This is a genomic window from Phenylobacterium sp. (genome assembly GCF_030680185.1).
Taxonomy (GTDB): Bacteria; Pseudomonadota; Alphaproteobacteria; order Caulobacterales; family Caulobacteraceae; genus Phenylobacterium.
This window is the reverse complement of the sequence record NZ_JAUXVZ010000047.1, coordinates 23957-45779: the sequence shown is the minus strand read 5'-3', so window position 1 is coordinate 45779 and position 21823 is coordinate 23957. Positions and strand designations below refer to the sequence as shown.

Sequence of the window (21823 nt, the reverse complement as noted above, 5' to 3'; positions counted from 1 at the left end):
AGCAGCGATGAAAGTCGTCATCCTGGCCGGCGGCCTGGGCACCCGGATTTCCGAGGAAAGCCACCTGCGGCCCAAGCCGATGATCGAGGTCGGCGGCCGGCCGATCCTCTGGCACATCATGAAGATGTTCGCCCACCACGGCTTCAACGAGTTCGTCGTTTGCCTGGGCTACAAGGGCTATGTGGTGAAGGAGTATTTCGCCAACTACGTCCTGCACAATGCGGACTTCACCGTCGACCTCGCCAACCGCGCCATCGACTACCACGCCACCAAGCATGAGCCGTGGAAGGTGACCCTGGTGGACACCGGTCCCGACACCATGACCGGCGGGCGGCTGAAGCGCGTGCGGGAGTTCCTGCCCCCCGGCGAGCCCTTCTTCTTCACCTATGGGGATGGGGTCGCCGATGTGGACCTCACGGCCCTGGCGAAATTCCATGCCGCCCATGGGAAGCCCGCGACGGTGACCGCCGTGGCGCCCCCTGGGCGCTATGGCGCGCTGGAGATGACCGGCGACCGGGTGGACCGCTTTGTGGAAAAGCCGCCGGGCGACAATGGTCTGATCAATGGCGGCTTCTTCGTCCTCGACCCCTCGGTGATCGACCGGGTCGAGAATGACGCCACCGTCTGGGAGCTTGGTCCCCTGGAGGGCCTGGCCGCGGACGGCGAACTGATCGCCTATCGCCATGACGGTTTCTGGGCGGCCATGGACACCCTGCGCGACAAGAACCAGCTGGAAGGCCTCTGGGCGTCGGGTCAGGCGCCCTGGCGCAAGTGGGCATGATCAGGCCCGACCCGGACTTCTGGGCGAACAAGCGCGTCCTGCTGACCGGCCACACGGGCTTCAAGGGCGCCTGGGCGGGCCTCTGGCTGGCGCGCATGGGGGCCAAGGTCACCGGCCTGGCGCTGGCGCCGGACCAGACCCCGGCCCTCGCTGACCTTGCCGGCTATGACCATCTGGCCGCCTCGCATCTGGCGGACCTCCGCGATCGCCGCGCTGTGCTGGACGTGGTCGGCGGCCGGCCTTTCGATCTCGTGCTGCACATGGCCGCCCAGCCCATCGTGCGCGCGGCCATCGAGGACCCGGTTGGCGCCTTCTCCACCAATATCATGGGCACGGCCCATCTGCTGGAATCCCTAAGGGACGAGGACGCCCTGCGCGCCGTGCTGGTGATCACCTCGGACAAGGTCTACGCCAACAACGACGGCGGCCGCGCCTTCCAGGAGGGCGACGCCCTGGGCGGCAAGGATCCCTATTCGGCGTCCAAGGCCTGCGCAGAGATCGTCACCGCCAGCTTCGCTCGCTCCTATTTCGACAAGGCCGGCGTGCCGGTGGCCACCGCCCGAGGCGGCAATGTGATCGGCGGGGGAGACTTCTCCCGCGACCGCCTGGTGGCCGATATCGTCCGCGCCGCGAGAGCCGGGGAGACCACTGTCCTGCGTCACCCCGAGGCCACGCGGCCCTGGCAGCATGTGCTGGACTGCCTGGCCGGCTACCTCGTCTTCGCCCAGGCCCTGGTCCAGAAGCCGGACACCCCGCGCGCCCTGAACTTCGGGCCGCGTCCGGGCGCGGCCGAGATCACCGTCGGCGAACTGGCCACCCAGGCCATCGCCGCCCTGGACGCCCAGCCCTGGCGTCATGAACCCGACCCCGCCTCCATCGAGGCCAGGAGCCTGGCGGTGGACGCCAGCCTCGCCCGCAGGACGCTCGACTTCGAGAGCGCCCTCGATGGCCCCACAGCCGTGGCCTGGACCATGGACTGGTATCGCCGCCAGGGGTTGGGCGAAGCCGCCCGCGACCTCTGCCTGGCGCAGATTGAGACCTACGAAAGCCTGTGATGACGACGCCCGTCTGCCGTTTCTGCCGCTCGCCGCTCAGCCATACCCTGGTGGATCTGGGCCGTCAGCCGCTGGCCAACAGCAACCTGACCGCCGAGCAGTTGGCCGCCGGCGGTGAGAAGACCTATCCCCTGCACGCCCGCGTCTGCGCCGAGTGCTTCCTGGTGCAGGTGGACGATCCGGTCGCCGCCGACGAGATCTTCGACGCCGGCTACGCCTATTTCTCGTCCTACTCGGCCAGCTGGGTGGAGCACGCCCGCCGCTACGCCGAGGCGATGATCGCGCGGTTCGGCCTGGGGCCTGACTCCCTGGTGGTCGAGATCGCCTCCAACGACGGCTACCTTTTGCAGCACTTCAAGGCCGCTGGCGTGCCGGTGCTCGGGATCGAGCCCACGGCCAACACCGCCCAGGCGGCCATCGACAAGGGCGTGCCCACCGAGGTGATGTTCTTCCACGGGGAGACCGGCAAGGCGCTGGCGGCGCGGGGGATCAAGGCCGACCTGATGGCGGCCAACAATGTGCTGGCCCATGTGCCTGACATCGGCGGCTTCGTGGCCGGGTTCCGCGAGGTTCTGAAGCCGGAAGGCGTGCTGACCTTCGAGTTTCCCCACTTCCTGAACATGCTGGAGATGGTGCAGTTCGACACCATCTATCACGAGCACTTCTCTTACCTGTCGCTGCTGGCGGTGGCCCAGGTGCTGCGGGCCAACGGCCTGCGCGCCTTCGACGTCGAGCTGCTGCCGACCCATGGGGGGTCGCTGCGCCTGTTTTGCGCCCACGAGGCCTCCAGCCACCAGGAGACCGACGCGCTCAAGACCCTGCGCGCCCGCGAGGCCGCGGCCGGTCTCCATCAGCTTGAGACCTATGAGGGCTATGCCGCGCGGGTCGACGAGGTGCGCGACAGCTTCCTGGCCTTCCTTCGCCAGGCCAAGGCCGACGGCAAGACGGTGGCCGCCTATGGGGCGGCGGCCAAGGGCAACACCTTCCTCAACTATGCCGGCGTGGGACCCGACGACATCGTCTGCGCCTTCGACGCCAATCCGCACAAGCAGGGCCGCTTCCTGCCTGGCAGCCATGCGCCGATCTACGGGCCTGACAAGGTGGCCGAGGTGAAGCCCGACTATGTGCTGATCCTGCCCTGGAACCTGAAGGATGAGATCATGGGCCAGCTGGCCTATGTGCGGGACTGGGGCGGCCGCTTCGTGATCGCCTCGCCGGTGACCAAGGTTCTCGACTGATGCGGTTTGCGCCGACGGATATCGCGGGCGTCGTCGTCGTTGATCCCGACCCCGTCCTTGATGACCGCGGCGCCTTTGCGCGGCTGCATTGCCCCGCCGAGTTTGCAGACGCCGGCATCGATTTCACCCCGGCCCAGACCAGCCTGTCGCGGAACACTGCGGCGCTGACCCTTCGCGGCATGCACTATCAGCCAGCGCCTCATGGGGAGACCAAGCTGGTGCGGGTCGTCCGGGGGCGGATCTTCGATGTCGCCCTCGACCTGCGTCCGGGCAGCCCGACTCTGGGCCGCTGGACCGGGGTCGAGCTGGACGCGCAAGCCGGCCGCGCCCTCTTCATCCCCGAAGGCGTCGCCCATGGCTTCCTCACCCTGGAGGCCGACACCGACGTGCTCTACCAGATCGCGCCGATGTTCGAGCCCGGGTACGGGGCCGGCGTGCGCTGGAACGATCCGGCCTTCGCCATCGCCTGGCCGGCCGACCCGCAGGTGATCTCCGAGCGGGACGCCAGCTACCCGGACTTCGGTCGCGAAGCCGGGCCAGGAGGCCGCTGATGCTCAAGATCGACCCCACCGCCACCATCTCGCCGCTGGCGGATATCGAGCGCTCGGTGCGGGGCACCTTGATCGAGATCGGACCGCGCGTGCTCATCGACTCCTTCGTCAAGATCAAGGCCGTCGGCGGCTCTGGCGAGGTGACCATCGGCGCGGACTCCGCGGTCAATTCCGGCACGGTGATCTACACCGGCAATGGGGTGCGCATCGGCGAGGGTGTGCTGATCGCCGCCAACTGCACGCTCGCCCCGACCAATCACGAGATCGCCGACCGTGACGTGCGCATCCGCGACCAGGGCTTCATGGAGAGCCGCGGCGGCATCGTCATCGAGGACGACGTCTGGCTCGGCGCCGGCGTGGTGGTGCTGGACGGCGCAGTGATCGGCAAGGGTTGCGTCGTGGCCGCGGGCGCAGTGGTGCGCGGCCAGCTCGAGCCCTACGGAATCTATGCCGGCGCGCCGGTCCGCCGCATCGGCGAGCGCGGCAAGCGGTGAGGGGTTGGACCGTCATCGGGGCCGGCGGCTTCATCGGCGGACGGCTGGCCCAGGCCCTGCGCGATCGGGGCGAGGCGGTCTATGCGCCGGCCCGCGGCGAGGCCGATCTGTTCACGCGCGATCTGGGCCAGGTCTTCTATTGCGCCGGCCTGACCGGCGACTTCGCCGTCCGGCCCTTCGATACGGTCGAGGCCCACGTCACCCTGCTGGCCCAGGTGCTGGCCAAGGCCCGTTTCGATCGGCTGATCTATCTGTCGTCCACCAGGCTCTACGACAGCCTCGGCGCGGCCGGCGGGCGGGAGGACGACGTCCTGGCCTTTGATCCGGCCGCCCCGCGCAATGTCTATGATCTCTCCAAGGCCCTGGGCGAGAACCTGACCCTGGCGCGCTCCGATGGCCGTGGCGCGGTGGCCCGTCTCTCCAATGTCTTCGATCTGGCCCAAGGCGCCAGCGGCTTCCTGCCGGAGTTGCTGCAGGAGGCCCGTCAAAGCCGGGTCCTGACCCGGGACTCTCTCCCCGGCGCCGTGCGCGACTACATCCATGCCGACGACGTGGTGGCGGCCCTGCTGGCCATGGCCGATCAAGGGGCGGACGGGGTGGTCAATGTGGCCCGGGGAGAGAACGTCTCCAACGCCGATCTCGCCCGCGTATTCGCCGAGGCCGGTTGGACCCTGAACCTGGCGGCCGATCGACCGACGCCGCCGGCGCCGGCCTGCGCGACCGAGCGCCTGCGCGCCCTGGGCGTCACCCCGCGCGACGCCCAGGGGCTGCTGCGCGACGCCCTTGCGGCGCCGGGCTTCTTCCAGGGTTAGGCGACCTCGCTGGCCTTGGCCGTCGCCCCCTGGCTGCGGGTCACCGCGGCGTCGATCATGCGGTAGAAGTCCTGGGCGAAGACCTTGGTCTGGCCCAGGCGGCTCGCCTTCAGGGTCGGGCGGAGAGTCTGGCGAAGGCTGGTCAGCCGCTCCACATCGCCCGCCAGCTTCACCGCGGTCTGGAGATAGGTGTCGAGGTCGCCCGCGCAGAGATCGGCCAGGCCCGCATTGCCCAGGATCGACAGGCTCAACCGCTCGAACAGGCCAGGCCCCACCAGGGTCACCACCGGCACGCCCATCCAGAGGGACTCGCACGTCGTGGTGCCGCCCGTCTGGGGGAAGGTGTCCAGGGTGATGTCCATCTCGTTGTAGAACGGCATGTGCGCGCCGCGCACGGCCTCGAAGCGAATCCGGTCTCGACTCACGCCCTCGGACTCGAAGATGGCGCTGATGTTGTCGCGGAACGCCGCCGTGCCCGCCTCGGGCCGGACGAACATGAACCGCGAATGGGGCACCGCGGCGGTCACCCGCGCCCAGTGGCGGACCATCTCGCGGCTGTACTTGTAGGGATTGTTGGCGGTGCCGAAGGTGACAAAGCCATTGGCGACCACAGGCGGCTGGGCGGCCATCGGTCGCTCGGGGAAGGCCAGCTCGCCCATGGCGATCCAGCTCGAAGGCATCAGCAGGGGCTCTTCGATCATCAGTTCCGGCCGGGGCGGCAGGAGATATGGATCGACGATCAGATGGTCGATCTTCGACAGGCCCGAGGAGTGCGGATAGCCGAGCCAGCTGGCCTGAAGGGGCGCCGGCTTCCAGGCCATCACATTGAGCTTGTTCATGTGGGTCGAGCCGCCGAGCTCGATCAGCATGTCCAGCTGGTCGTCGCTGATGATCTGGGCGGCGTCCAGGTCGCTGACGTCCTGGTTCCAACGGAAGGCCTTCACCAGGCCGGTGATCCGCTTCTGCAGGTGGTCCTCTTGCCCCTGATAGAAGGAGTAGCAATAGAGATCGAAGCGATCGCGGGGATAGTGCTCGAACAGGGGCAGGGCGAAATAGGCCACCGGATGGTTGCGCAGGTCCGATGACATGAAGCCCAGACGGATCTTGCCGTCCGGTTGTCGGGGCGCCGCCGGCGCACGCAGGGGGTAGCGGGCCACGCGCTCCTGCACGAGATCGCCATAGATGCGGTGCTGGGTGACCAGTTCGTCGCGATCCTCCGGCGCCCGCACCCGCGACAGCTGGCTGAGGAGCGCGGTGTGGCGGCCCTGCTCGGCCCAAAGGCGGCCCGTCTCGTGGAAGTCGCAAGTCGCCTCCAGGCCCTCGAAATCGGCCACGCGCGAGAGGACTTCGGAAGCCACTTTCAACTGACCGCCGGTGACCAGGGGGCCGAGCTCGCGGGCGAGTTTCAGCTCGACATAGGCCGCGTCGATATGGGCGGCTTCATCGCCGTGCCGTGAGCGGGCGAGGCTTTCGACCAGGCCCATCCGATATTCGAGATTGTCCGGCGCCAATTCGACGGCCCGGCGCAGATGCTCGTTGGCCCGGGGCCGGTCCCAGTCGGTGATCACGGCGCCCAGCTGGTGGTGCACCCAGGCCTCGTCCGGAAGCTCCTCCAGAAGGGTGAGCAGATAGGCCTCGGCCTGGCGCAGCTTGTTGGACCGGCGAATGGCCAGGGCCTTGGCCTCCTTCAGGCGCGGCGCGGGATTCTGCGCGATCGCCTCGTCCAGGGTCGCCACGGCGATTTCCGGTTTCTTGGAGTCGGCCTGCAGCGCCGAGAGATCAAGCCAGGCGTCGACCAGGTCGGGCCGCAGGCGCGTGGCCAGCCGATAGCGCATTTCGGCCTTTTCCATGTCGCCTGCGTGCCAATGGGCGCGCCCCAGGCTCCGCTGAAACTCGGGGTTGGTCGGCGCCGAACGGACCAGGCGACTGAACACCGCGATGGCGCCTGGGCCGTCCTTCAGATCGTTGAGGACATTGCCCTTGTTCTGCCAGAGGGCTTCATTCTTGGGCTGGGCCTTGATGCCGGCGTTCAGGGCCTGAAGGGCCTCCTGGGGGCGATCGAGGCGGCGCAGGGAGACGCCCAGAATGTTCCACAGCTCGCTGTCGCGGGGATAGATTTCGGCGCCGGTCTTCGCCCAGCGGGCGCTGTCCTCATACCGCCCCCGGCGGAACAGCAGCGAGGCGAAGTTCCGATAGAGCTGGTTTCCTGACTTGGGCTCGTCGATGAGCAGCGCTTCCGTCAGGGCGACCCCTTCGTCGAAGTGGCCAGCCTTGAAAGCAGCCTCAGCAGCGGCGATCCGGTCGTTCATTGCGAGGTCCTGAATTGGCGGCGGCGCGCGCCAGGGGAGGCGAGGCGCCTGTCGTCGGAGTCGCAATTCTAGACAGCCGGTGCTGCGGCGCCAACCAAGGCCGCCAGGCTAGGCCATGGGCTTGAGGTCGGCTCCGGCCTGCGTATGCGAGAAACGCCACTTCATCGCCAGGATAAGTCCCGAAAGAACCAGGCAGACCGAATTGGTCAGCATCACCGGTAGGCTTCCGATCGATACGCCATAGGTCACCCAGAGGGCGAAGCCGGTGACGGTGACCACATACATGCGCAGCGAGATCGACCGGGCGTCCCGTTCCCGCCAGGTCTTGATGAGCTGGGGGGTGAAGCTCACCATCGAACACAGACCGGCCAAAAATCCGATCGCCTCTGGCAGGAAACTCGCAGCCATGTCTTCGACTAGGCCGACTGTTCGAGCTGATGAACGCCCCAGCGGGCGGCATAGGCGTCGGACAAGGTGAGACCGGGGGGCGGGGGCGACTCTGCGCACCCGCGCGCCTGGCATCCGACAAGATAGGTCAAGGCGCGGCGGACGGCCCGGTCGGTATAGGGCTTGCCGATGACGCCACAGGCGCCGGCCAGATCCTCAGGAAGGCGTTTCACATTGGCCGGCATGAACAGCACCAGAGCCCCGTGATGACCGGCGATCTCGCGGGCCGCATCGACGCCTGTCGGGCCGTCAGCCAGATGCACGTCCACGAGGGCGATGTCTGGCCTGTGTCGGGCCGCCAGTTGAACCGCCACCGCCGCGTCAAGGGCGTGGCCCACCGGCACGCATCCCGCCTCTTCGACCAGGAATCCGAGTTCGACGGCCAACAGGGCCTCGTCTTCGACGATCAGCACGGACATGGGTTGCGACATGGGGGACCTAGGCGTTTACGGGCAGTTCGAGAATGGCGCGCACGCCGGGGTTCGTCGGCTCGAAACGCAGTTCTGCCCGCAGTTGTTGCGCCAGCAGTCCCACAATCGTCAGGCCGAAGCCTGGCTCGAACCGTCCCGTGGGGGGGAGGCCGGGGCCGTCGTCGCAGATTTCGATCACATAGTGGCCGTTCAGCCGCTTGACGCGGATTCCCAGCTTTCCGGCCTTCTCGCTCGCCAGGCCGTGGGCGAAGGCGTTGTCCAGCAACTCGTTGACCGCCAGGGCCAGGGGCGCAGCCTGGGCGGCGGCGATGTCGATGCTTTCCAGGTCCAGATCGACCTCGACCTCCTCGCGGCTCGATGAGACGTCGCCCACCAGATCGCGGACGAATGCGGCCACGTCGAATCGCGCCAGATCGCGGCTCTGGAACAGCCGGCGGTGAACCGTGGCGATGGCGCTGACCCGCGACAGCATCGACTGCAGGGCCACCCGGGTCTTTGCATCTTCGGTCCGCCGCGTCTGCAGGACCAGAAGGGAACTGATGAGCTGGAGGTTGTTCTTGACCCGGTGATCGACCTCGTGGAGCAGGGCCGTGCGTTCAGCCAGGGCCTGTTCGGCGGCCCTGGTCTGTTCGGTGGCCACCGAAACCAGGCCTTCCCGATCCTGCACCAGGCGATCCTCGGCGTTCTTCCGCGCGGTGACATCGATCTGCGAGCCGATGAAATAGACCAGCACGCCATCGGCGTTGTGCACCGGACTGATCTGGAGCGCGTTCCAGAACGGCTTGCCGTCCTTGCTGTAGTTCAGGATGTCGACATTGATGGGCACGGCGTCGGTCACCGCCTGCGCCAGACGGCGCGCCGCCTCAGGATCGGTGTCAGGGCCCTGAAGAAAGCGACAGTTGCGTCCCAGCACCTCATCGCGGGCGTAACCGCTCAGAGCCAGGAAGGCGTCATTGGCGAAGACGATCGGCATGTCGGGCGCCTGAGCGTCGGCGATGATCATCGACATGCGGGTGGCGTGCACCGCCGCGGCGAACGGATCGTCGATTCCCGCCCGCGGCGTCAGCAGACTGTCGGCCCGAAAGGTGTCCCTTCGCTCGCTCATAATACCTGCACCGCCACTCCCCAGGGCTTGGGAAACGCCGGCTCCCCACGCCAGTTCCCGAACGGCGGCCCAGGTCGGGCGTATGTCGGTCAGGGATTCTTTCCACTGTCACGGCGATGACACAGGTATGCGGCTTGGTGGATGATCCGGCGAACGGAGATTCGATCTTGTCCCTGCTGCCGCAACCCTTGCCCCTCGGACCTCGCCGCGGGTTCGCCGCCGGGCCCGCCCTCGTCACCGGGGCGACGGGCCTGCTGGCCATGGCTGGCTTGGTCGCCGTGGGCGACGCCGACCCCCTGGCGGCCTTCATACTGGCCCTGCCGGTGGCGGGCGTCGCCGCCATCCAGGCCTTCCGCGCCAGGGGCGAGGCGGCGCGGATCAAGGCCGAGGTGGCCGAGACCCATGCCGAGGTCGCCGCTGGCCAGCTGTCCCTTCCCTATACCGCGGTGCTGAACGCCCTGCCGGATCCCGTCATGGTGATCTCGGCCCATGAGCCCGACGACCTTACCGGGCGTCGGTTCGTCATGGTCAATCTGGCGGGCCGCGAGGTGTTGAAGATCCAGCGGGAGGCCGGCCTGCTGGTCACCGCCATTCGCGATCCAGACGTGCTGGAAGCCGTCGATGAGGCCCTGTTCGGCGGCCTCGAAGGCGAGGCGCTCTATGAGCCGGGCGGCTCCCAGGAACGAATCTTCCGGGTCTATGCCCGGCCGCTGGGGATGGGGGGCGATGGGGGGCGCCTGGCGCTGCTGGTGTTGCACGACGAAACCGACATCCGCCGCGTGGAACGGATGCGGGCAGACTTCCTGGCCAACGCCAGTCACGAACTGCGCACGCCGCTGGCCTCGCTCTCGGGCTTTATCGAGACCCTGCGCGGCCACGCCCGGGCCGATGAGGGGGCCCGCGAGAAGTTTCTGGGCATCATGCATGTCCAGGCCGAGCGCATGTCCCGCCTGATCGACGACCTGATGTCGCTCAGCCGCATCGAGCTGAACGAACATGTGCCCCCCAGTGAAGACGTGGATCTGGTGGCTGCGGTGATGGACGTCGTCGACGCCATCACCCCGCTGGCGCGGGAAAAGGGCGTCAGTCTGGAGGTCAACCTGCCGCCCAGGGGCAGCGTGACAGCGGTGGGCGACCGCGACCAGGTCGTGCAGGTGGCCCAGAATCTGGTGGACAATGCGATGAAATACTCGCCCGCCGGCGGGGTGGTCCGCATCGCCCTGGAGGATGGCCTGGGGATCGAGGCGGCCATGGCGGCGCGCATGGACCAGGCGGCGCGTCTGTCGCTGCTGACGCCCGACCATGGTCCGGACCGCTTCGCCGCCCTGTCGGTGACGGACTCGGGCGCCGGCATGGCGCGGGAGCACCTGCCCCGGCTGACGGAGCGCTTCTATCGCGTCGAGGGCCAGAAGAGCGGCGAGAAGTCCGGCACGGGGCTCGGCCTGGCCATCGTCAAGCACATTATGAACCGTCACAGAGGCGGGCTGATGGTGGAAAGCGCGCCCGGCCGCGGGGCCATTTTCACCGCCTATTTCCCCCGCGTGGAGCAGGCGCGGGGCCGTCGGGAGCCCGGAAACCCCGACAAGTCTGACGATGTCGCAAAAGTGTCATGAAACTGTCGCGTTCCATCAGCAATCCGTAGGCAGGTTCCGCGCCGCGCACCCAAGGGTCAGTTCAGCCTTATGAACCCCTTTTCCCCGCGCGATCCGAGCCGCAAGTCGAAGGCCTGAATGCTCATCTGGATCGCCCTAATCGGGCTCGTCCTGTTCTCGCTCACGGCCTATTCGGCCGGACGCCGCAAGGTGCTGCGCGCCTCGGGCGGCAGCACGCGGGTGCTCCATTCCCTGCCGGGCTACTACGGGGCCTATGTCGCCCTGTGGGCGGCTGCGCCGGCCGCCATCCTGCTGATCCTGGTCAGCATGCTCGGCGCCCAGATCGAGGAAGCGGCCCTGCGCGCCGATCCGCCGGCCGTCGTCACGCAATTGCCCGACAGCACGCAGGACGTCTTCTATAACGACGTGGTCGCCACGGTGACGGGCGGTCAGGTCAGCCAGACCGTCTATGACGGCGCCATCGGCGAGGCCTTCGGCGCCAAGCTGGTCCAGGCCCGCGACATCCACCGCAATCTCGTGGCGGCGACCCTGGCGGCGGCCCTCGCCCTCGCCCTGGCCGGCGCGGCCTTCGCCTGGCCGAAGATCAGCGCCAGCTTCGCCGCCCGCCCCCGGGTGGAGCGGTGGATCGCCGCCCTGTTCCTGGTCTGCTCCATCGTCGCTGTGCTGACCACGGTGGGCATCGTGGCCTCGCTGGTCTGGGAGTCCTGGCGGTTCTTCCAGGCCGTGCCGATCTTCGAATTCCTGTTCGGTCTGACCTGGGACCCACAGATCGCCATTCGCGCCGACCAGGTGGCCTCCTCGGGCGCCTTCGGCGCGGTGCCGCTGTTCATGGGCACCTTCCTGATCATGATGATCGCCATGACGGTGGCTGCGCCTGTCGGCCTGTTCGCCGCCATCTATCTCTCGGAATATGCCGGGCGCACGACGCGGGCGGTGGTCAAGCCGCTGCTTGAGGTGCTCGCCGGCATTCCCACCGTGGTCTACGGCTTCTTCGCCGCCCTGACGGTGGGACCATTGTTCCGCGGCTTCTTCAACGGCATCGGCGCGCAACTCCTGGGCGGCCCCTTTGACGGGGTCGGCCTCTACCTGATGCAGGTGCAGAACCAGATGGCCCTGGTGGCCGGGGCGGTGATGGGCATCATGCTGATCCCCTTCGTCTCGTCCCTGTCGGACGACATCATCAACGCCGTCCCCCAATCCCTGCGCGATGGCTCCCTGGCCATGGGCGCGACGCGGTCGGAGACCATCACCCGGGTCATCATGCCTGCGGCCCTGCCGGGCGTGATGGGCGCCCTGCTGCTGGCCATTTCCCGGGCGGTCGGTGAGACCATGATCGTCACCATGGCCGCCGGCCTTCAGGCCCGCGCCACCTTCAATCCCCTCGACACGGTGACCACCGTGACGGTGCAGATCGTCACCCTGCTGACCGGCGACCAGGAATTCGACAGCCCCAAGACCCTGTCGGCCTTTGGCCTGGGCCTGACCCTCTTCGTGATCACGCTGGTGCTCAACATCGTCGCCCTGCAGATCGTGCAGCGGTATCGGGAACAGTATGACTGACGCGGCCCTGACCCCCGCCCAGGCCGCCAAGGCCCGCGCCCGCGCCCAGGCCGAGGCGCGCCTGAAGCGCCGCTATCGCGCCGAGACGCGCTTCCGGTTCTATGGTCGCGCGGCCATCTTCCTGGCCCTGGCCTTCCTCGTGGTGCTGCTCGGCCGGATCGGGACCCAGGGCTATTCGACCTTCGTCGATTATCGCATCAGCCTGCCGGTGGAGATCTCGGCCGACCGCGTCGACATGGCCGACCTCGGCGGTTCGAACTTCAACCTCATGGTCGCCGAGTCCGCGCTCGCTGTTCTGGGCGAACAGGACGACCCCTATGGGGAGGCCTCAGCCGAGATGATGGCCATCCTGTCGGGGGACCTGGGCTTCCAGATCCTCGACCGCCTGCGGGAAGATCCCTCGCTCGTTGGCCAGACCATCACGGTCCAGGGGCCGATGAAGGCCAACGCCAGCCTCTACTACAAGGGCCAGATCAGCCGGGACACCGAGATCGGCGGGCGGCTGCTGAGCGATCGTCAGCTCGACTGGCTGGACGAACTGCGCCAGCGCGACATGGTCAGCGGCGGCTTCAACTGGACCTTCCTCTCGCGCTCGGACTCCACCGAGCCGGAGCAGGCCGGCGTGCTCGGCGCGGTGGTCGGCTCGGCCATGATGCTGCTGGTCACCGCCCTGCTGGCCGCGCCCATCGGCGTCCTTGCCGCCACCTATCTGGAAGAGTTCGCGCCCAAGAACCGCTGGACCGACCTGATCGAGGTGAACATCAATAACCTCGCCGCCGTGCCTTCGATCATCTACGGCCTGCTGGGCCTAGCGGTGTTCATCAACTGGCTGGCCGTGCCGCGCTCCTCGCCGCTGCTGGGGGGCCTGGTGTTGGCGCTGATGGCCCTGCCGACCATCATCATCGCCACCCGCGCCTCGCTTCGGGCGGTGCCGCCGTCGATCCGTGAGGCCGCCCTGGCCGTGGGCGCCTCGCGCACCCAGACGGTCTTCCATCACGTCCTGCCGCTGGCCCTGCCGGGCATGATGACCGGCACCATCCTGTCCCTGGCCCACGCCCTGGGCGAGACCGCGCCCCTGCTGATGATCGGCATGGTCTCCTTCGTGCCCGGCGTGCCCGAGACCATGACCAGCGCCGCGACCGTGCTGCCGGTGCAGATCTTCATCTGGGAAAACGCCTCAGAGCGCGCCTTCCATGAGCGCACGGCCGCCGCCATCATCGTGCTGCTGGTCTTCATGGTGTTGATGAATCTCGCCGCGGTTCTGCTCCGCCGGCGTTTCGAACGGCGGTGGTGATCCCCATGTCTTCGCAATCCCGCCATACCCCGAGTTCGCCGATGACCCGCCAACGCGACGACGCCCACGCCCAGGGCGTCTCTACGACGATCTCCCGCGCCAGCCAGGCTGGCCCCAAGGTCTCGGCCACCGATATCAGCGTCTTCTATGGCGACAAGCAGGCCCTATTCGACGTCTCGCTGGACATGCCCGACCGGGCCGTCACGGCCCTGATCGGACCCTCGGGCTGCGGCAAGTCGACCTTTCTGCGCTGCATCAACCGGATGAACGACACCATTCCCGGAGCGCGGGTCGAGGGTCGGATCATTCTGGACGAAGAAGACATCAACGATCGCGGCGTCGATCCCGTCCTGCTTCGCGCCCGGGTGGGCATGGTCTTCCAGAAGCCCAATCCCTTCCCCAAGAGCATCTTCGAGAACGTGGCCTATGGGCCGCGCATCCACGGCTTCGCCTCCACCAAGAGCGAGCTGGCCGACATCGTTGAATCCTCGCTCAAGCGCGCCGGCCTCTGGGCCGAGGTGGCCGATCGCCTGCAGGCGCCGGGCACCAGCCTGTCGGGCGGCCAGCAGCAGCGCCTGGTCATCGCCCGGGCCATCGCCGTGAGCCCTGAAGTGATCCTGATGGACGAGCCCTGCTCGGCGCTCGACCCCATCGCCACGGCCAAGATCGAAGAACTGATCGACGATCTGCGCAGCCAGTACTGCATCGTCATCGTCACCCACTCCATGGCCCAGGCCGCGCGGGTCTCCCAGCGCACCGCCTTCTTCCACATGGGCACGGTGGTCGAGGCTGGCGCCACCGACGAGATCTTCACCAACCCGCGTGACACCCGCACGCAGGATTACATCACCGGACGCTTCGGCTGACCGGGAGGACGCCGCCATGAACGAACACATCGTCAAGGCCTACGAAGACGAGCTCAACATGCTCACCGCCGAGTGCGCGCGGATGGGCGGGCTGACCGAGGCCGCCGTCGCCGACGCGCTGGAAGCCGTGGTGCGCCGTGACCAGCAGACCGCCGACCTGGTGGTGGGCCGCGACGAGCGTCTGGACGTCCTGCAGGCCGATATCGAGCGCAAGGCGATCCGCATGATCGCTCTGCGCCAGCCGCTGGCCAACGACCTGCGCCGCACGGTGGCGGCGATGAAGATCGCCAACAATCTTGAGCGGGTCGGCGACCTGGCCAAGAACATCGCCAAGCGGACCATCGTCATCATCGAGTCCGACCCGATGGTGCCCCTGACGCGCTCCATCGAGCGTATGGGCCGGCTGGTGGTGACCCGCCTGAAAGAGGTGCTGGACGCCTACACGTCGTCAGATCTCGAGCGGGCCATGACCGTCTGGTCCCGGGACGACGAGGTGGACGAGCACTACAACAGCCTCTTCCGCGAACTGCTGACCTATATGATGGCCGATCCGCGCACGATCACCGCCTGCGCCCATCTGCTGTTCGTGGCCAAGAACCTCGAGCGCATCGGCGACCACGCCACCAACATCGCCGAGATCATCCACTACGAGATCACCGGGGACGAGGCGATCGCCGCCGAGCGTCCCAAGACCGATCCGCTGCAGCGGTAGGCGCGGGAGACAACCCCATGACCCCCAACATCCTGGTCGCCGAGGACGAAGACTCCCTCTCGACCCTCCTGAACTACAATCTCGAAAAAGAGGGCTACGCCGTCGCGGTCGCCGCCGACGGGGAAGAGGCCCTGGTGATGGTCGACGAGAAGATGCCCGACCTGATCCTGCTGGACTGGATGCTGCCCAAGGTGTCCGGCATCGAGGTCTGCCGCCGCCTGCGGGCGCGGTCCGAAACCCGCAACATCCCGATCATCATGCTGACAGCCCGGGGCGAGGAAACCGACCGGATCCGCGGCCTGGACACCGGCGCCGACGACTACATCGTCAAGCCCTTCTCCATGTCGGAGCTCTCGGCCCGCATCCGCGCGGTCCTGCGCCGCCTGCGGCCGGGCCTGGCCGAGGACCGGGTGCGGATCGGCGACCTGGTCATCGACCGCGTCGCTCACCGGGTGAAGCGCGGCGGCAAGGAAATCCACCTCGGCCCGACCGAATTCCGCCTGCTGGACTATCTGATGCAGCATCCTGGCCGGGTGTTTTCCCGTGAGCAGCTGCTGGACGCTGTCTGGGGCTCGGATGTCTATGTGGAGGCCCGCACGGTCGATGTGCATGTGGGCCGCCTGCGCAAGGCGCTGAACCGCGAGGCCTCGGCCGACCCGATCCGCACCGTGCGTTCGGCCGGCTATTCCCTCGACGTCGAGGCCTGACGCCGTCAGCTTGACGCTGGGGGCGCGGCGCGGCAAAGCCCGCCCATGAACATTCTCCTCGTCGGTTCGGGCGGGCGCGAGCATGCGCTGGCCTGGAAGATCGCCCAGTCGCCCCTGCTCAGCCGCCTGGTCATGGCGCCGGGCAATCCCGGCATGGCGGCCCTGGGTGAGGTCGTGCCGGTCAAGGCCACCGACGTCGTGGGCCTCGTATCCCTGGCCCGGGAGATGGCCGCTGATCTCGTGGTCATTGGCCCTGAATCGGCCGTCGAGGCCGGTCTCGCCGACGCGCTCGCCGCTGCGGGCGTTCCCTGTTTCGGCCCGAGCCAGGCGGCCGGCCAGCTCGAATCCTCCAAGGCCTTCACCAAGGCCTTCGCCGAACGTCACGGCCTGCCCACCGGGGCCTATGTGGTCTGTGACGAGGCCGCCGCGGCCAAGGCGGCCCTGGACCGCTTCTCGCCCCCCTATGTGATCAAGGCTGACGGCCTGGCGGCCGGCAAGGGCGTGGTCATCGCCCAGACGCGGGCTGAGGCCGAGGCCGCCATCGACGACACCCTGGGCGGCCGTTTCGGCGCCGCCGGCGCGCGGGTGGTGATCGAAGAATTCCTCGAGGGCGAGATCGGCTCCCTGTTCGCCCTGTGCGACGGAACGACCAGCATGGTCTTTGGCCATGCCCAGGACCACAAGCGCGCCTATGACGGCGAAAAGGGCCCCAACACCGGCGGCATGGGCACCTATGCGCCGGCCCCGCTGTTCACCGACGAACTGGTGGATCGTGTGCGCCAGGAGCTGGCTGAGCCGACCTTCGCCGCCATCGCCGCCGAGGGCGCGCCCTATCGCGGCGTGCTGTTCGTGGAGTTCATGGCCACCCGCGATGGCCCGCGCCTGGTGGAGTTCAACGTCCGCTTCGGCGATCCGGAATGCCAGGTCCTGATGCTGCGGCTTGAAAGCGACCTGGTCCCCTATCTGACGGCCTGCGCCAAGGGCGAGCTCGACAGGCTCCCGGCGCCGGTCTGGCGCGATCAGGCGGCGGTCTGCGTCGTGATGGCGGCCGAGGGCTATCCGGATGCTCCGATCGCCGGCGCGCCGATCACTGGCTCAGATCAGGCGTTCGGCGATGGCGTCGTGGTCTTCCATGCCGGTACGGCGAAGGACGCCGATGGAACCCTGCGGGTGGCGGGCGGCCGGGTGTTGAACGTCTGCGCGGTCGGTCCAGATTTCCCGATGGCGCGCAAGGCCGCCTATGGCGCCGTGGACCAGATCGAGATGCCGGGCGGCTTCTATCGCTCGGACATCGGCTGGCGCGCCCTGCAGCGCTGAGCGCCGCCTGGGAATTTCGAGCTTCCGGTACGCTCGGGCGCCGAACGCCTTGCGGCGCCATGCGCAGGCTCGGTAAGGTGGGTTCAAACAAGCGTAAGACTTACGCGCCCAAGCCTGCGAGTAGAGGGGAATTCCATGGTCGACGCCGCCGAGCAGCAGCGCGAACAGCTGAACACCGGCACCAAGGAGGTCGCGGAGTCCCACCGGTTCGACGAGTCCCGGCTTGAGGCCTGGATGCAGGCCAATGTCGAAGGCTTCGAGGGCCCGCTCGAGGTGCGCCAGTTCAAGGGCGGCCAGTCCAACCCGACCTACCAGCTGGTGACGCCGAACAAGAAGTACGTCATGCGCCGCAAGCCGCCGGGCAAGCTGCTGCCCTCGGCGCACGCGGTGGACCGCGAGTACAAGGTGATCAGCGCCCTCTATCCCACCGGCTTCCCGGTGGCCCGGTCCTACGGCCTGTGCACCGACGACGAGGTCATCGGCACCATGTTCTACGTCATGGACATGGTCGAAGGCCGCATCCTCTGGGACCAGCAACTGCCCCAGTACACGCCCGAGGAGCGCCGGCCGATCTACATGGCCAAGCTCAAGACCCTGGCCGATCTGCACAACACCGACCACGAGGCCATCGGCCTGGGCGACTACGGCAAGCCCGGCAACTATATGGGCCGGCAGGTGGATCGCTGGACCAAGCAGTACCGCGCCTCGGAGACCGTCAAGCTCGAGGAGATGGAGCGGCTGATCGAATGGCTGCCCCGCACCGTGCCGCCCCAGGAGCGGACCTCCATCGTCCATGGCGACTACCGCCTGGACAATATGGTGCTGCATCCCACCGAACCGCGGGTGATCGCCGTGCTGGACTGGGAGCTGTCGACCCTGGGCGAGCCCCTGGCCGACTTCACCTATCTGCTGATGAACTGGGTCAATGGGACCATCGCCAATATCGAGGACCTGGAGGCCCACGGCGTGCCGTCCATCGACGAGTACGTGGCCGAATACTGCCGTCTGACCGGCCGTGACAGCCTGCCGGACCTGAACTGGTACTTCGCCTACAACATCTTCCGCTTGGCCGGCATCATCCAGGGCATCGTCGGGCGCGTCCGCGACGGCACGGCCAACAGCCCGCAGGCCGCAGCCATGGCCGAGCGCGTACCGCTGCTGGCCAAGGCCGGTTGGAGCTTCGCCAAGAAGGCGGGGGCGACCGCTTAAGGCGGCAGGCTAAAGCGGCTGGCCGATCGCCCTGGACAACAGCGCGTCCAGGGCGGCCTCGTCTTCGAACTGCGCCTGAACGGGCCAGGCCGCGACGCGGCTGCGCCAGTCGGGCGGCAGGCGCGCCCAGTCCTTTTCCGTGGTCACCAGCCCGGCGCCGAAATCCTCGGCGCGGGCGGCGAGGCGGGCCAGGGTTCCGGCGTCATAGGCGAAGTGGTCCGGCAGGGCGACGAAGTCGGCCAGCTCGCAGCCGGCCGCCCTCAGGGCGCGCTCCACCTTCCACGGCTTGCCGACGCCGGCGAAGGCCACCTGCGGCCCCGGCGGCGGGGGCGACGAGGCCTTCAGTCGGGCGACCAGCACAGGCGTCTGGCCAAACAGGGCCAGGAGTTCGCGGTCCGGCGCGGCCAGATCCTCCGGCAGCATGATGACCACCGCATCGGCCCGCGCCAGCCCCGCGGCCAGGGGCTCGCGCAGCGGCCCTGCCGGGAAGACCGCCCCGTCGCCGAAGGGCCATTCGCCCTCGCGGGTCTCCCCATCCACCACGATCAGGGACAGGCGTTTCGCCAAGCTGGGATTCTGATGGCCGTCGTCCATGACGATGGCCGCCGCGCCCGCCTGAACCGCGGCGCAGGCGCCCAGGGCCCGGTCCCGGGCGATCCAGATGGGAGAGCCGTCCTGCGCCATCATCAGGGGCTCGTCGCCGACATCGGCGGCGGTGTGCTGGGCGGGATCGACGCGGACGGGTCCGGTCAGCCGACCGCCATAGCCCCGGGACAGGCCATGGGCGTCGACGCCGCTGCGCCGCAGTCGGGCGAGGATTTCCCGGGCCACCGGCGTCTTGCCCGTTCCGCCCATGGTGATGTTGCCGACGCAGATGACCGGCGCGCCGGGCTCGCAGGCCTCCGTACGCGCGATGCGGCGGGCGGTGACGACGGTCCAGATCCAGGAGATCGGCGTCAGCAGGGCCCGGGTCATGGGCATGGACGAGCGGTCGCGCTCGCGCACGTACCACCAGCGCGGCGTGGAGAGCTTCAAGGGGCCACCTCGCCGGGCAGCAGCGGCGCCAAGCGGGCCATGGCCTGGTCCAGGGCTGCGCCATAGCGTTGGGCGTGGGCCAGGGCGGCGGCGCCCATGCGCCGGGCGATGGTGGGATTGTCCAACAGGCCGGCCAGGTGACGGGTCAGGGTCGCGCCGTCCGGGGCGCAGAGGGCGGCGACCTCGTCGAACATGGCGCCGTAGGTTTCGGCGGCGTTGAACACCAAGGGGCCGGTGATGATGGCGGCGCCCAGCCGCGCAGGCTCCAGCGGATTGTGGCCGCCGACGCCCGCCGCAAAACCGCCCCCCATGACCACCACATCGGCCAGGCGGAAGAACAGGCCAAGCTCGCCCAGGGTGTCGGCCACATAGGCCCCCACCAGGGGCGTCGGCATGTGGCCGGCGCTGCGGCGGGCGGTGTTGAAGCCGGCCTGACCCAGGATCTGAGCGACCTCGGCGCCGCGCTCGGGATGGCGGGGGGCGATGATCAGCAGGGCGCCGGGCTGATCGGCCATCAGGCCCTGGACCGCCTCGGCGATCAGGATCTCTTCGCCAGGATGGGTGCTGGCGGCCAGGATCACCGGACGCCCTTCGGTCTCCTGGCGCAGGCGGTCCAGTTCGGCGCCGTCGCAGGGCAGGGGGGCGCCGACCTGCTTCAGGTTCAGATGCGGGCCGACGCTCGCCCCCAGGCGTGTCAGCCGCGCGGCGGTCTCGGCGTCCTGCGGCAGGACCAGGTCGAAGGCGTTCAGCAGGGCGCGAGCGGCGCCTGGCGCACGACCCCAGCCGCGCGCGCTGTTCTCCGTCATCCGGGCCGAGACCAGGGCCAGGCGGACGCCGCGATCGGCCGCCGCCATGATCAGGTTGGGCCAGAGCTCGCTTTCCACCAGGATCGCCACCGCCGGTCGCCAGTGGTCGAGGAAGCCGGCGACCGCCTGGGGGCCGTCCACCGGGGCGTACTGATGGATCACGCCGGGGGGCAGGCGCCGCGACAGGAGCTCGGCCGCCGTGCGGGTGCCTGAGGTGACCAGCAGCTTCAGGTCCGGACGGCGCTCGCCCAGCGCCTCGACCAGGGGCAGGAGCGACACGCTTTCGCCGACACTCACCCCATGCAGCCAGACGATATCGCCGGGCGGCCGGGCGCAGCGGGGCTGGCCCAGGCGCTCGTTCAGCCGCTCGGGATCTTCCTTGCCCCGCCGGGCGCGGGCGCGAAGCAGATGCGGCGCCAGGGGCTCCAGGGCGGCCAGGGCCAGGCGATAGACGGCTAGGCCAGGGGAGCGGGGACGGGGTTTCACACCACCTCGGCCGGATAGAGACGGCAATGGGCGCCCCCCCCCCCCGGTCTCGACCTGCAAGGTGGCGTGGCCGATGCCGAACCGGCCCTGAAGGCCCTCGCAGGCCATATGCAGGAAGCCGTCGGGGTCGTGATTGTCGGGGCGGGTAAGATGGACGGTGAGCGCCGTCTCGGTCGTGCTCATGGCCCAGATATGCAGATCGTGAATGTCGGTGACCCCGGGCAGGCCCGCGAGCCAGGCACGGACGGCCTCGACGTCGATACCCCGGGGGGCGGCGTCCAGGGCCAGGTCGACGGAGTCCCGCAGCAGGCCCCAGGTGCCGATCAGGATCACCGCCACGATCAGCAGGCTGAGCGCAGGATCGAGCCAGTAGAGGCTGGTCAGCGCGATGACGCCGGCCCCGATCACCACGGCCAGGGAGACCGCGGCGTCTGCAGCCATGTGCAGGAAGGCGCCGCGGATGTTCAGGTCGCCCTTGGCGCCGCCCATGAACATCAGCGCCGTGGCGGTGTTGATGACCACGCCTATGGCCGCGACGATCATCACCGGGGCGGCGGCCACCTCGGCGGGCTCGGCGATGCGCCGGACGGCCTCGGAGACGATGGCGCCGACGGCCACCAGCAGCAGGATGGCGTTGGCGAGCGAGGCCAGGATGGTCGCCTTGCGCAGCCCATAGGTGCGGCGCCCTGAGGGCTGGCGCTTGGCGAGGCTCGCCGCGCCCCAGGCCAGCAGCAGGCTCATCACGTCCGACAGGTTGTGGCCGGCGTCGGCCAGCAGGGCGAGGGAGCCGAACCAGAGGCCTGCCGCCACCTCTGCGGCGACGAAGCCGGTGTTCAGGATGACGCCGATGGCGAAGGCGCGGCCGAAATCCTTGGGCGCGTGGTGGTGATGACCGCCCAGTCCGTGGCTATGGCCGTGGCTATGACCATGGGCGTGCCCATGATCATGGCCGTCGGCGTGATCGTGAGGATGGCCGGGATGGTCGTGCGCCATGG

The 21823-nt window shown here is 68.6% G+C and carries 20 protein-coding genes; 14 read left to right on the top strand and 6 right to left on the bottom strand.

The genetic code is table 11. The features are described 5' to 3' along the window. The first annotated feature begins 7 nt into the window (after positions 1-7). From rfbF to Q8L83_RS10970, 6 genes are read left to right on the top strand one after another with little or no spacing between them, the layout of a single operon-like run. Positions 8-781, top strand: a complete 774-nt coding sequence (rfbF, locus tag Q8L83_RS10995; RefSeq protein ID WP_305286855.1) for a glucose-1-phosphate cytidylyltransferase — start codon at positions 8-10, stop codon at positions 779-781. Beyond that, positions 778-1836 (top strand): CDP-glucose 4,6-dehydratase, encoded by a 1059-nt coding sequence (gene rfbG / locus Q8L83_RS10990; protein WP_305286853.1) that lies wholly within the window; start codon positions 778-780, stop codon positions 1834-1836. The genes rfbF and rfbG overlap by 4 nt, the downstream gene beginning before the upstream one ends. Further along, positions 1836-3074, top strand: a complete 1239-nt coding sequence (locus Q8L83_RS10985; RefSeq protein ID WP_305286851.1) for a class I SAM-dependent methyltransferase — start codon at positions 1836-1838, stop codon at positions 3072-3074. The genes rfbG and Q8L83_RS10985 overlap by 1 nt, the downstream gene beginning before the upstream one ends. Next, positions 3074-3625 (top strand): dTDP-4-dehydrorhamnose 3,5-epimerase family protein, encoded by a 552-nt coding sequence (locus Q8L83_RS10980; RefSeq protein WP_305286849.1) that lies wholly within the window; start codon positions 3074-3076, stop codon positions 3623-3625. Before Q8L83_RS10985 ends, Q8L83_RS10980 begins: the two co-directional genes overlap by 1 nt. Continuing rightward, positions 3625-4119 (top strand): DapH/DapD/GlmU-related protein, encoded by a 495-nt coding sequence (locus Q8L83_RS10975; protein ID WP_305286847.1) that lies wholly within the window; start codon positions 3625-3627, stop codon positions 4117-4119. Before Q8L83_RS10980 ends, Q8L83_RS10975 begins: the two co-directional genes overlap by 1 nt. Then, on the top strand, positions 4116-4931 hold the full coding sequence (locus tag Q8L83_RS10970) for an NAD(P)-dependent oxidoreductase (protein ID WP_305286845.1): 816 nt from the start codon (positions 4116-4118) through the stop codon (positions 4929-4931). The genes Q8L83_RS10975 and Q8L83_RS10970 overlap by 4 nt, the downstream gene beginning before the upstream one ends. On the opposite strand, the gene Q8L83_RS10965 is transcribed toward Q8L83_RS10970, so the two are convergent. The 4 genes from Q8L83_RS10965 to Q8L83_RS10950 all read right to left on the bottom strand — a co-directional run bounded on the left by Q8L83_RS10965 (position 4928) and on the right by Q8L83_RS10950 (position 9223). Continuing rightward, on the bottom strand, positions 4928-7240 hold the full coding sequence (locus tag Q8L83_RS10965; RefSeq protein ID WP_305286844.1) for a tetratricopeptide repeat protein: 2313 nt from the start codon (positions 7238-7240) through the stop codon (positions 4928-4930). The two genes, Q8L83_RS10970 and Q8L83_RS10965, sit on opposite strands and share 4 nt — an antisense overlap. A gap of 108 nt (positions 7241-7348) precedes the next feature. Next, positions 7349-7648, bottom strand: a complete 300-nt coding sequence (locus tag Q8L83_RS10960; protein WP_305286842.1) for a SemiSWEET family sugar transporter — start codon at positions 7646-7648, stop codon at positions 7349-7351. Between the two features lie 8 nt (positions 7649-7656). Then, positions 7657-8118 carry a response regulator gene (locus Q8L83_RS10955; protein ID WP_305286840.1) on the bottom strand — a complete coding sequence of 154 codons (462 nt, stop codon included), beginning with the start codon at positions 8116-8118 and terminating at the stop codon, positions 7657-7659. A gap of 7 nt (positions 8119-8125) precedes the next feature. Then, positions 8126-9223, bottom strand: coding sequence for a histidine kinase dimerization/phosphoacceptor domain -containing protein (locus tag Q8L83_RS10950; protein WP_305286838.1), 1098 nt, complete (start codon positions 9221-9223; stop codon positions 8126-8128). Positions 9224-9399: 176 nt separating this feature from the next. Between Q8L83_RS10950 and Q8L83_RS10945 the strand changes: the two genes are divergently transcribed. From Q8L83_RS10945 to Q8L83_RS10910, 8 genes are all read left to right on the top strand, one after another. After that, a complete protein-coding gene (locus tag Q8L83_RS10945; protein ID WP_370868386.1) occupies positions 9400-10836 on the top strand; it encodes an ATP-binding protein in 1437 nt (478 codons plus the stop codon). Between the two features lie 117 nt (positions 10837-10953). Further along, on the top strand, positions 10954-12396 hold the full coding sequence (pstC, locus tag Q8L83_RS10940; RefSeq protein WP_305286834.1) for a phosphate ABC transporter permease subunit PstC: 1443 nt from the start codon (positions 10954-10956) through the stop codon (positions 12394-12396). Then, complete coding sequence (gene pstA, locus Q8L83_RS10935) at positions 12389-13690, top strand: phosphate ABC transporter permease PstA (RefSeq protein ID WP_305286832.1); 1302 nt, start codon at positions 12389-12391, stop codon at positions 13688-13690. Before pstC ends, pstA begins: the two co-directional genes overlap by 8 nt. 41 nt (positions 13691-13731) lie before the next feature. Then, positions 13732-14556 (top strand): phosphate ABC transporter ATP-binding protein PstB, encoded by an 825-nt coding sequence (gene pstB / locus Q8L83_RS10930; protein WP_305286830.1) that lies wholly within the window; start codon positions 13732-13734, stop codon positions 14554-14556. Positions 14557-14572: 16 nt separating this feature from the next. Then, positions 14573-15268 carry a phosphate signaling complex protein PhoU gene (gene phoU / locus Q8L83_RS10925; protein ID WP_305286828.1) on the top strand — a complete coding sequence of 232 codons (696 nt, stop codon included), beginning with the start codon at positions 14573-14575 and terminating at the stop codon, positions 15266-15268. A 17-nt stretch (positions 15269-15285) separates the two neighbouring features. Beyond that, positions 15286-15975, top strand: coding sequence for a phosphate regulon transcriptional regulator PhoB (gene phoB, locus Q8L83_RS10920; protein ID WP_304713966.1), 690 nt, complete (start codon positions 15286-15288; stop codon positions 15973-15975). Positions 15976-16020: 45 nt separating this feature from the next. Continuing rightward, positions 16021-17292: a phosphoribosylamine--glycine ligase gene (gene purD, locus Q8L83_RS10915; protein ID WP_305286825.1), complete on the top strand. Its 1272-nt coding sequence runs from the start codon at positions 16021-16023 to the stop codon at positions 17290-17292. A gap of 135 nt (positions 17293-17427) precedes the next feature. Further along, positions 17428-18501: a phosphotransferase gene (locus Q8L83_RS10910; protein WP_305286823.1), complete on the top strand. Its 1074-nt coding sequence runs from the start codon at positions 17428-17430 to the stop codon at positions 18499-18501. A gap of 9 nt (positions 18502-18510) precedes the next feature. Here the strand turns inward: Q8L83_RS10910 and lpxK are convergent, their stop codons facing one another. After that, positions 18511-19536, bottom strand: coding sequence for a tetraacyldisaccharide 4'-kinase (gene lpxK, locus Q8L83_RS10905; protein ID WP_305286821.1), 1026 nt, complete (start codon positions 19534-19536; stop codon positions 18511-18513). Then, complete coding sequence (locus Q8L83_RS18645) at positions 19533-21821, bottom strand: cation diffusion facilitator family transporter (RefSeq protein ID WP_370868384.1); 2289 nt, start codon at positions 21819-21821, stop codon at positions 19533-19535. The genes lpxK and Q8L83_RS18645 overlap by 4 nt, the downstream gene beginning before the upstream one ends. Positions 21822-21823 lie beyond the last annotated feature (2 nt).

What these genes read in the sequence shown, in the direction of transcription:
- pstB (WP_305286830.1), top strand. Translation starts at nt 13,732, where the DNA reads ATGACCCGCCAACGCGACGACGCCCACGCCCAGGGCGTCTCTACGACG.
- pstA (WP_305286832.1), top strand. Translation starts at nt 12,389, where the DNA reads ATGACTGACGCGGCCCTGACCCCCGCCCAGGCCGCCAAGGCCCGCGCC.
- Q8L83_RS10960 (WP_305286842.1), bottom strand. Translation starts at nt 7,648, where the DNA reads ATGGCTGCGAGTTTCCTGCCAGAGGCGATCGGATTTTTGGCCGGTCTG.
- Q8L83_RS18645 (WP_370868384.1), bottom strand. Translation starts at nt 21,821, where the DNA reads ATGGCGCACGACCATCCCGGCCATCCTCACGATCACGCCGACGGCCAT.
- Q8L83_RS10985 (WP_305286851.1), top strand. Translation starts at nt 1,836, where the DNA reads ATGACGACGCCCGTCTGCCGTTTCTGCCGCTCGCCGCTCAGCCATACC.
- pstC (WP_305286834.1), top strand. Translation starts at nt 10,954, where the DNA reads ATGCTCATCTGGATCGCCCTAATCGGGCTCGTCCTGTTCTCGCTCACG.
- rfbG (WP_305286853.1), top strand. Translation starts at nt 778, where the DNA reads ATGATCAGGCCCGACCCGGACTTCTGGGCGAACAAGCGCGTCCTGCTG.
- Q8L83_RS10965 (WP_305286844.1), bottom strand. Translation starts at nt 7,240, where the DNA reads ATGAACGACCGGATCGCCGCTGCTGAGGCTGCTTTCAAGGCTGGCCAC.
- Q8L83_RS10980 (WP_305286849.1), top strand. Translation starts at nt 3,074, where the DNA reads ATGCGGTTTGCGCCGACGGATATCGCGGGCGTCGTCGTCGTTGATCCC.
- phoU (WP_305286828.1), top strand. Translation starts at nt 14,573, where the DNA reads ATGAACGAACACATCGTCAAGGCCTACGAAGACGAGCTCAACATGCTC.
- rfbF (WP_305286855.1), top strand. Translation starts at nt 8, where the DNA reads ATGAAAGTCGTCATCCTGGCCGGCGGCCTGGGCACCCGGATTTCCGAG.
- phoB (WP_304713966.1), top strand. Translation starts at nt 15,286, where the DNA reads ATGACCCCCAACATCCTGGTCGCCGAGGACGAAGACTCCCTCTCGACC.
- purD (WP_305286825.1), top strand. Translation starts at nt 16,021, where the DNA reads ATGAACATTCTCCTCGTCGGTTCGGGCGGGCGCGAGCATGCGCTGGCC.
- Q8L83_RS10910 (WP_305286823.1), top strand. Translation starts at nt 17,428, where the DNA reads ATGGTCGACGCCGCCGAGCAGCAGCGCGAACAGCTGAACACCGGCACC.
- Q8L83_RS10955 (WP_305286840.1), bottom strand. Translation starts at nt 8,118, where the DNA reads ATGTCGCAACCCATGTCCGTGCTGATCGTCGAAGACGAGGCCCTGTTG.
- Q8L83_RS10950 (WP_305286838.1), bottom strand. Translation starts at nt 9,223, where the DNA reads ATGAGCGAGCGAAGGGACACCTTTCGGGCCGACAGTCTGCTGACGCCG.
- Q8L83_RS10975 (WP_305286847.1), top strand. Translation starts at nt 3,625, where the DNA reads ATGCTCAAGATCGACCCCACCGCCACCATCTCGCCGCTGGCGGATATC.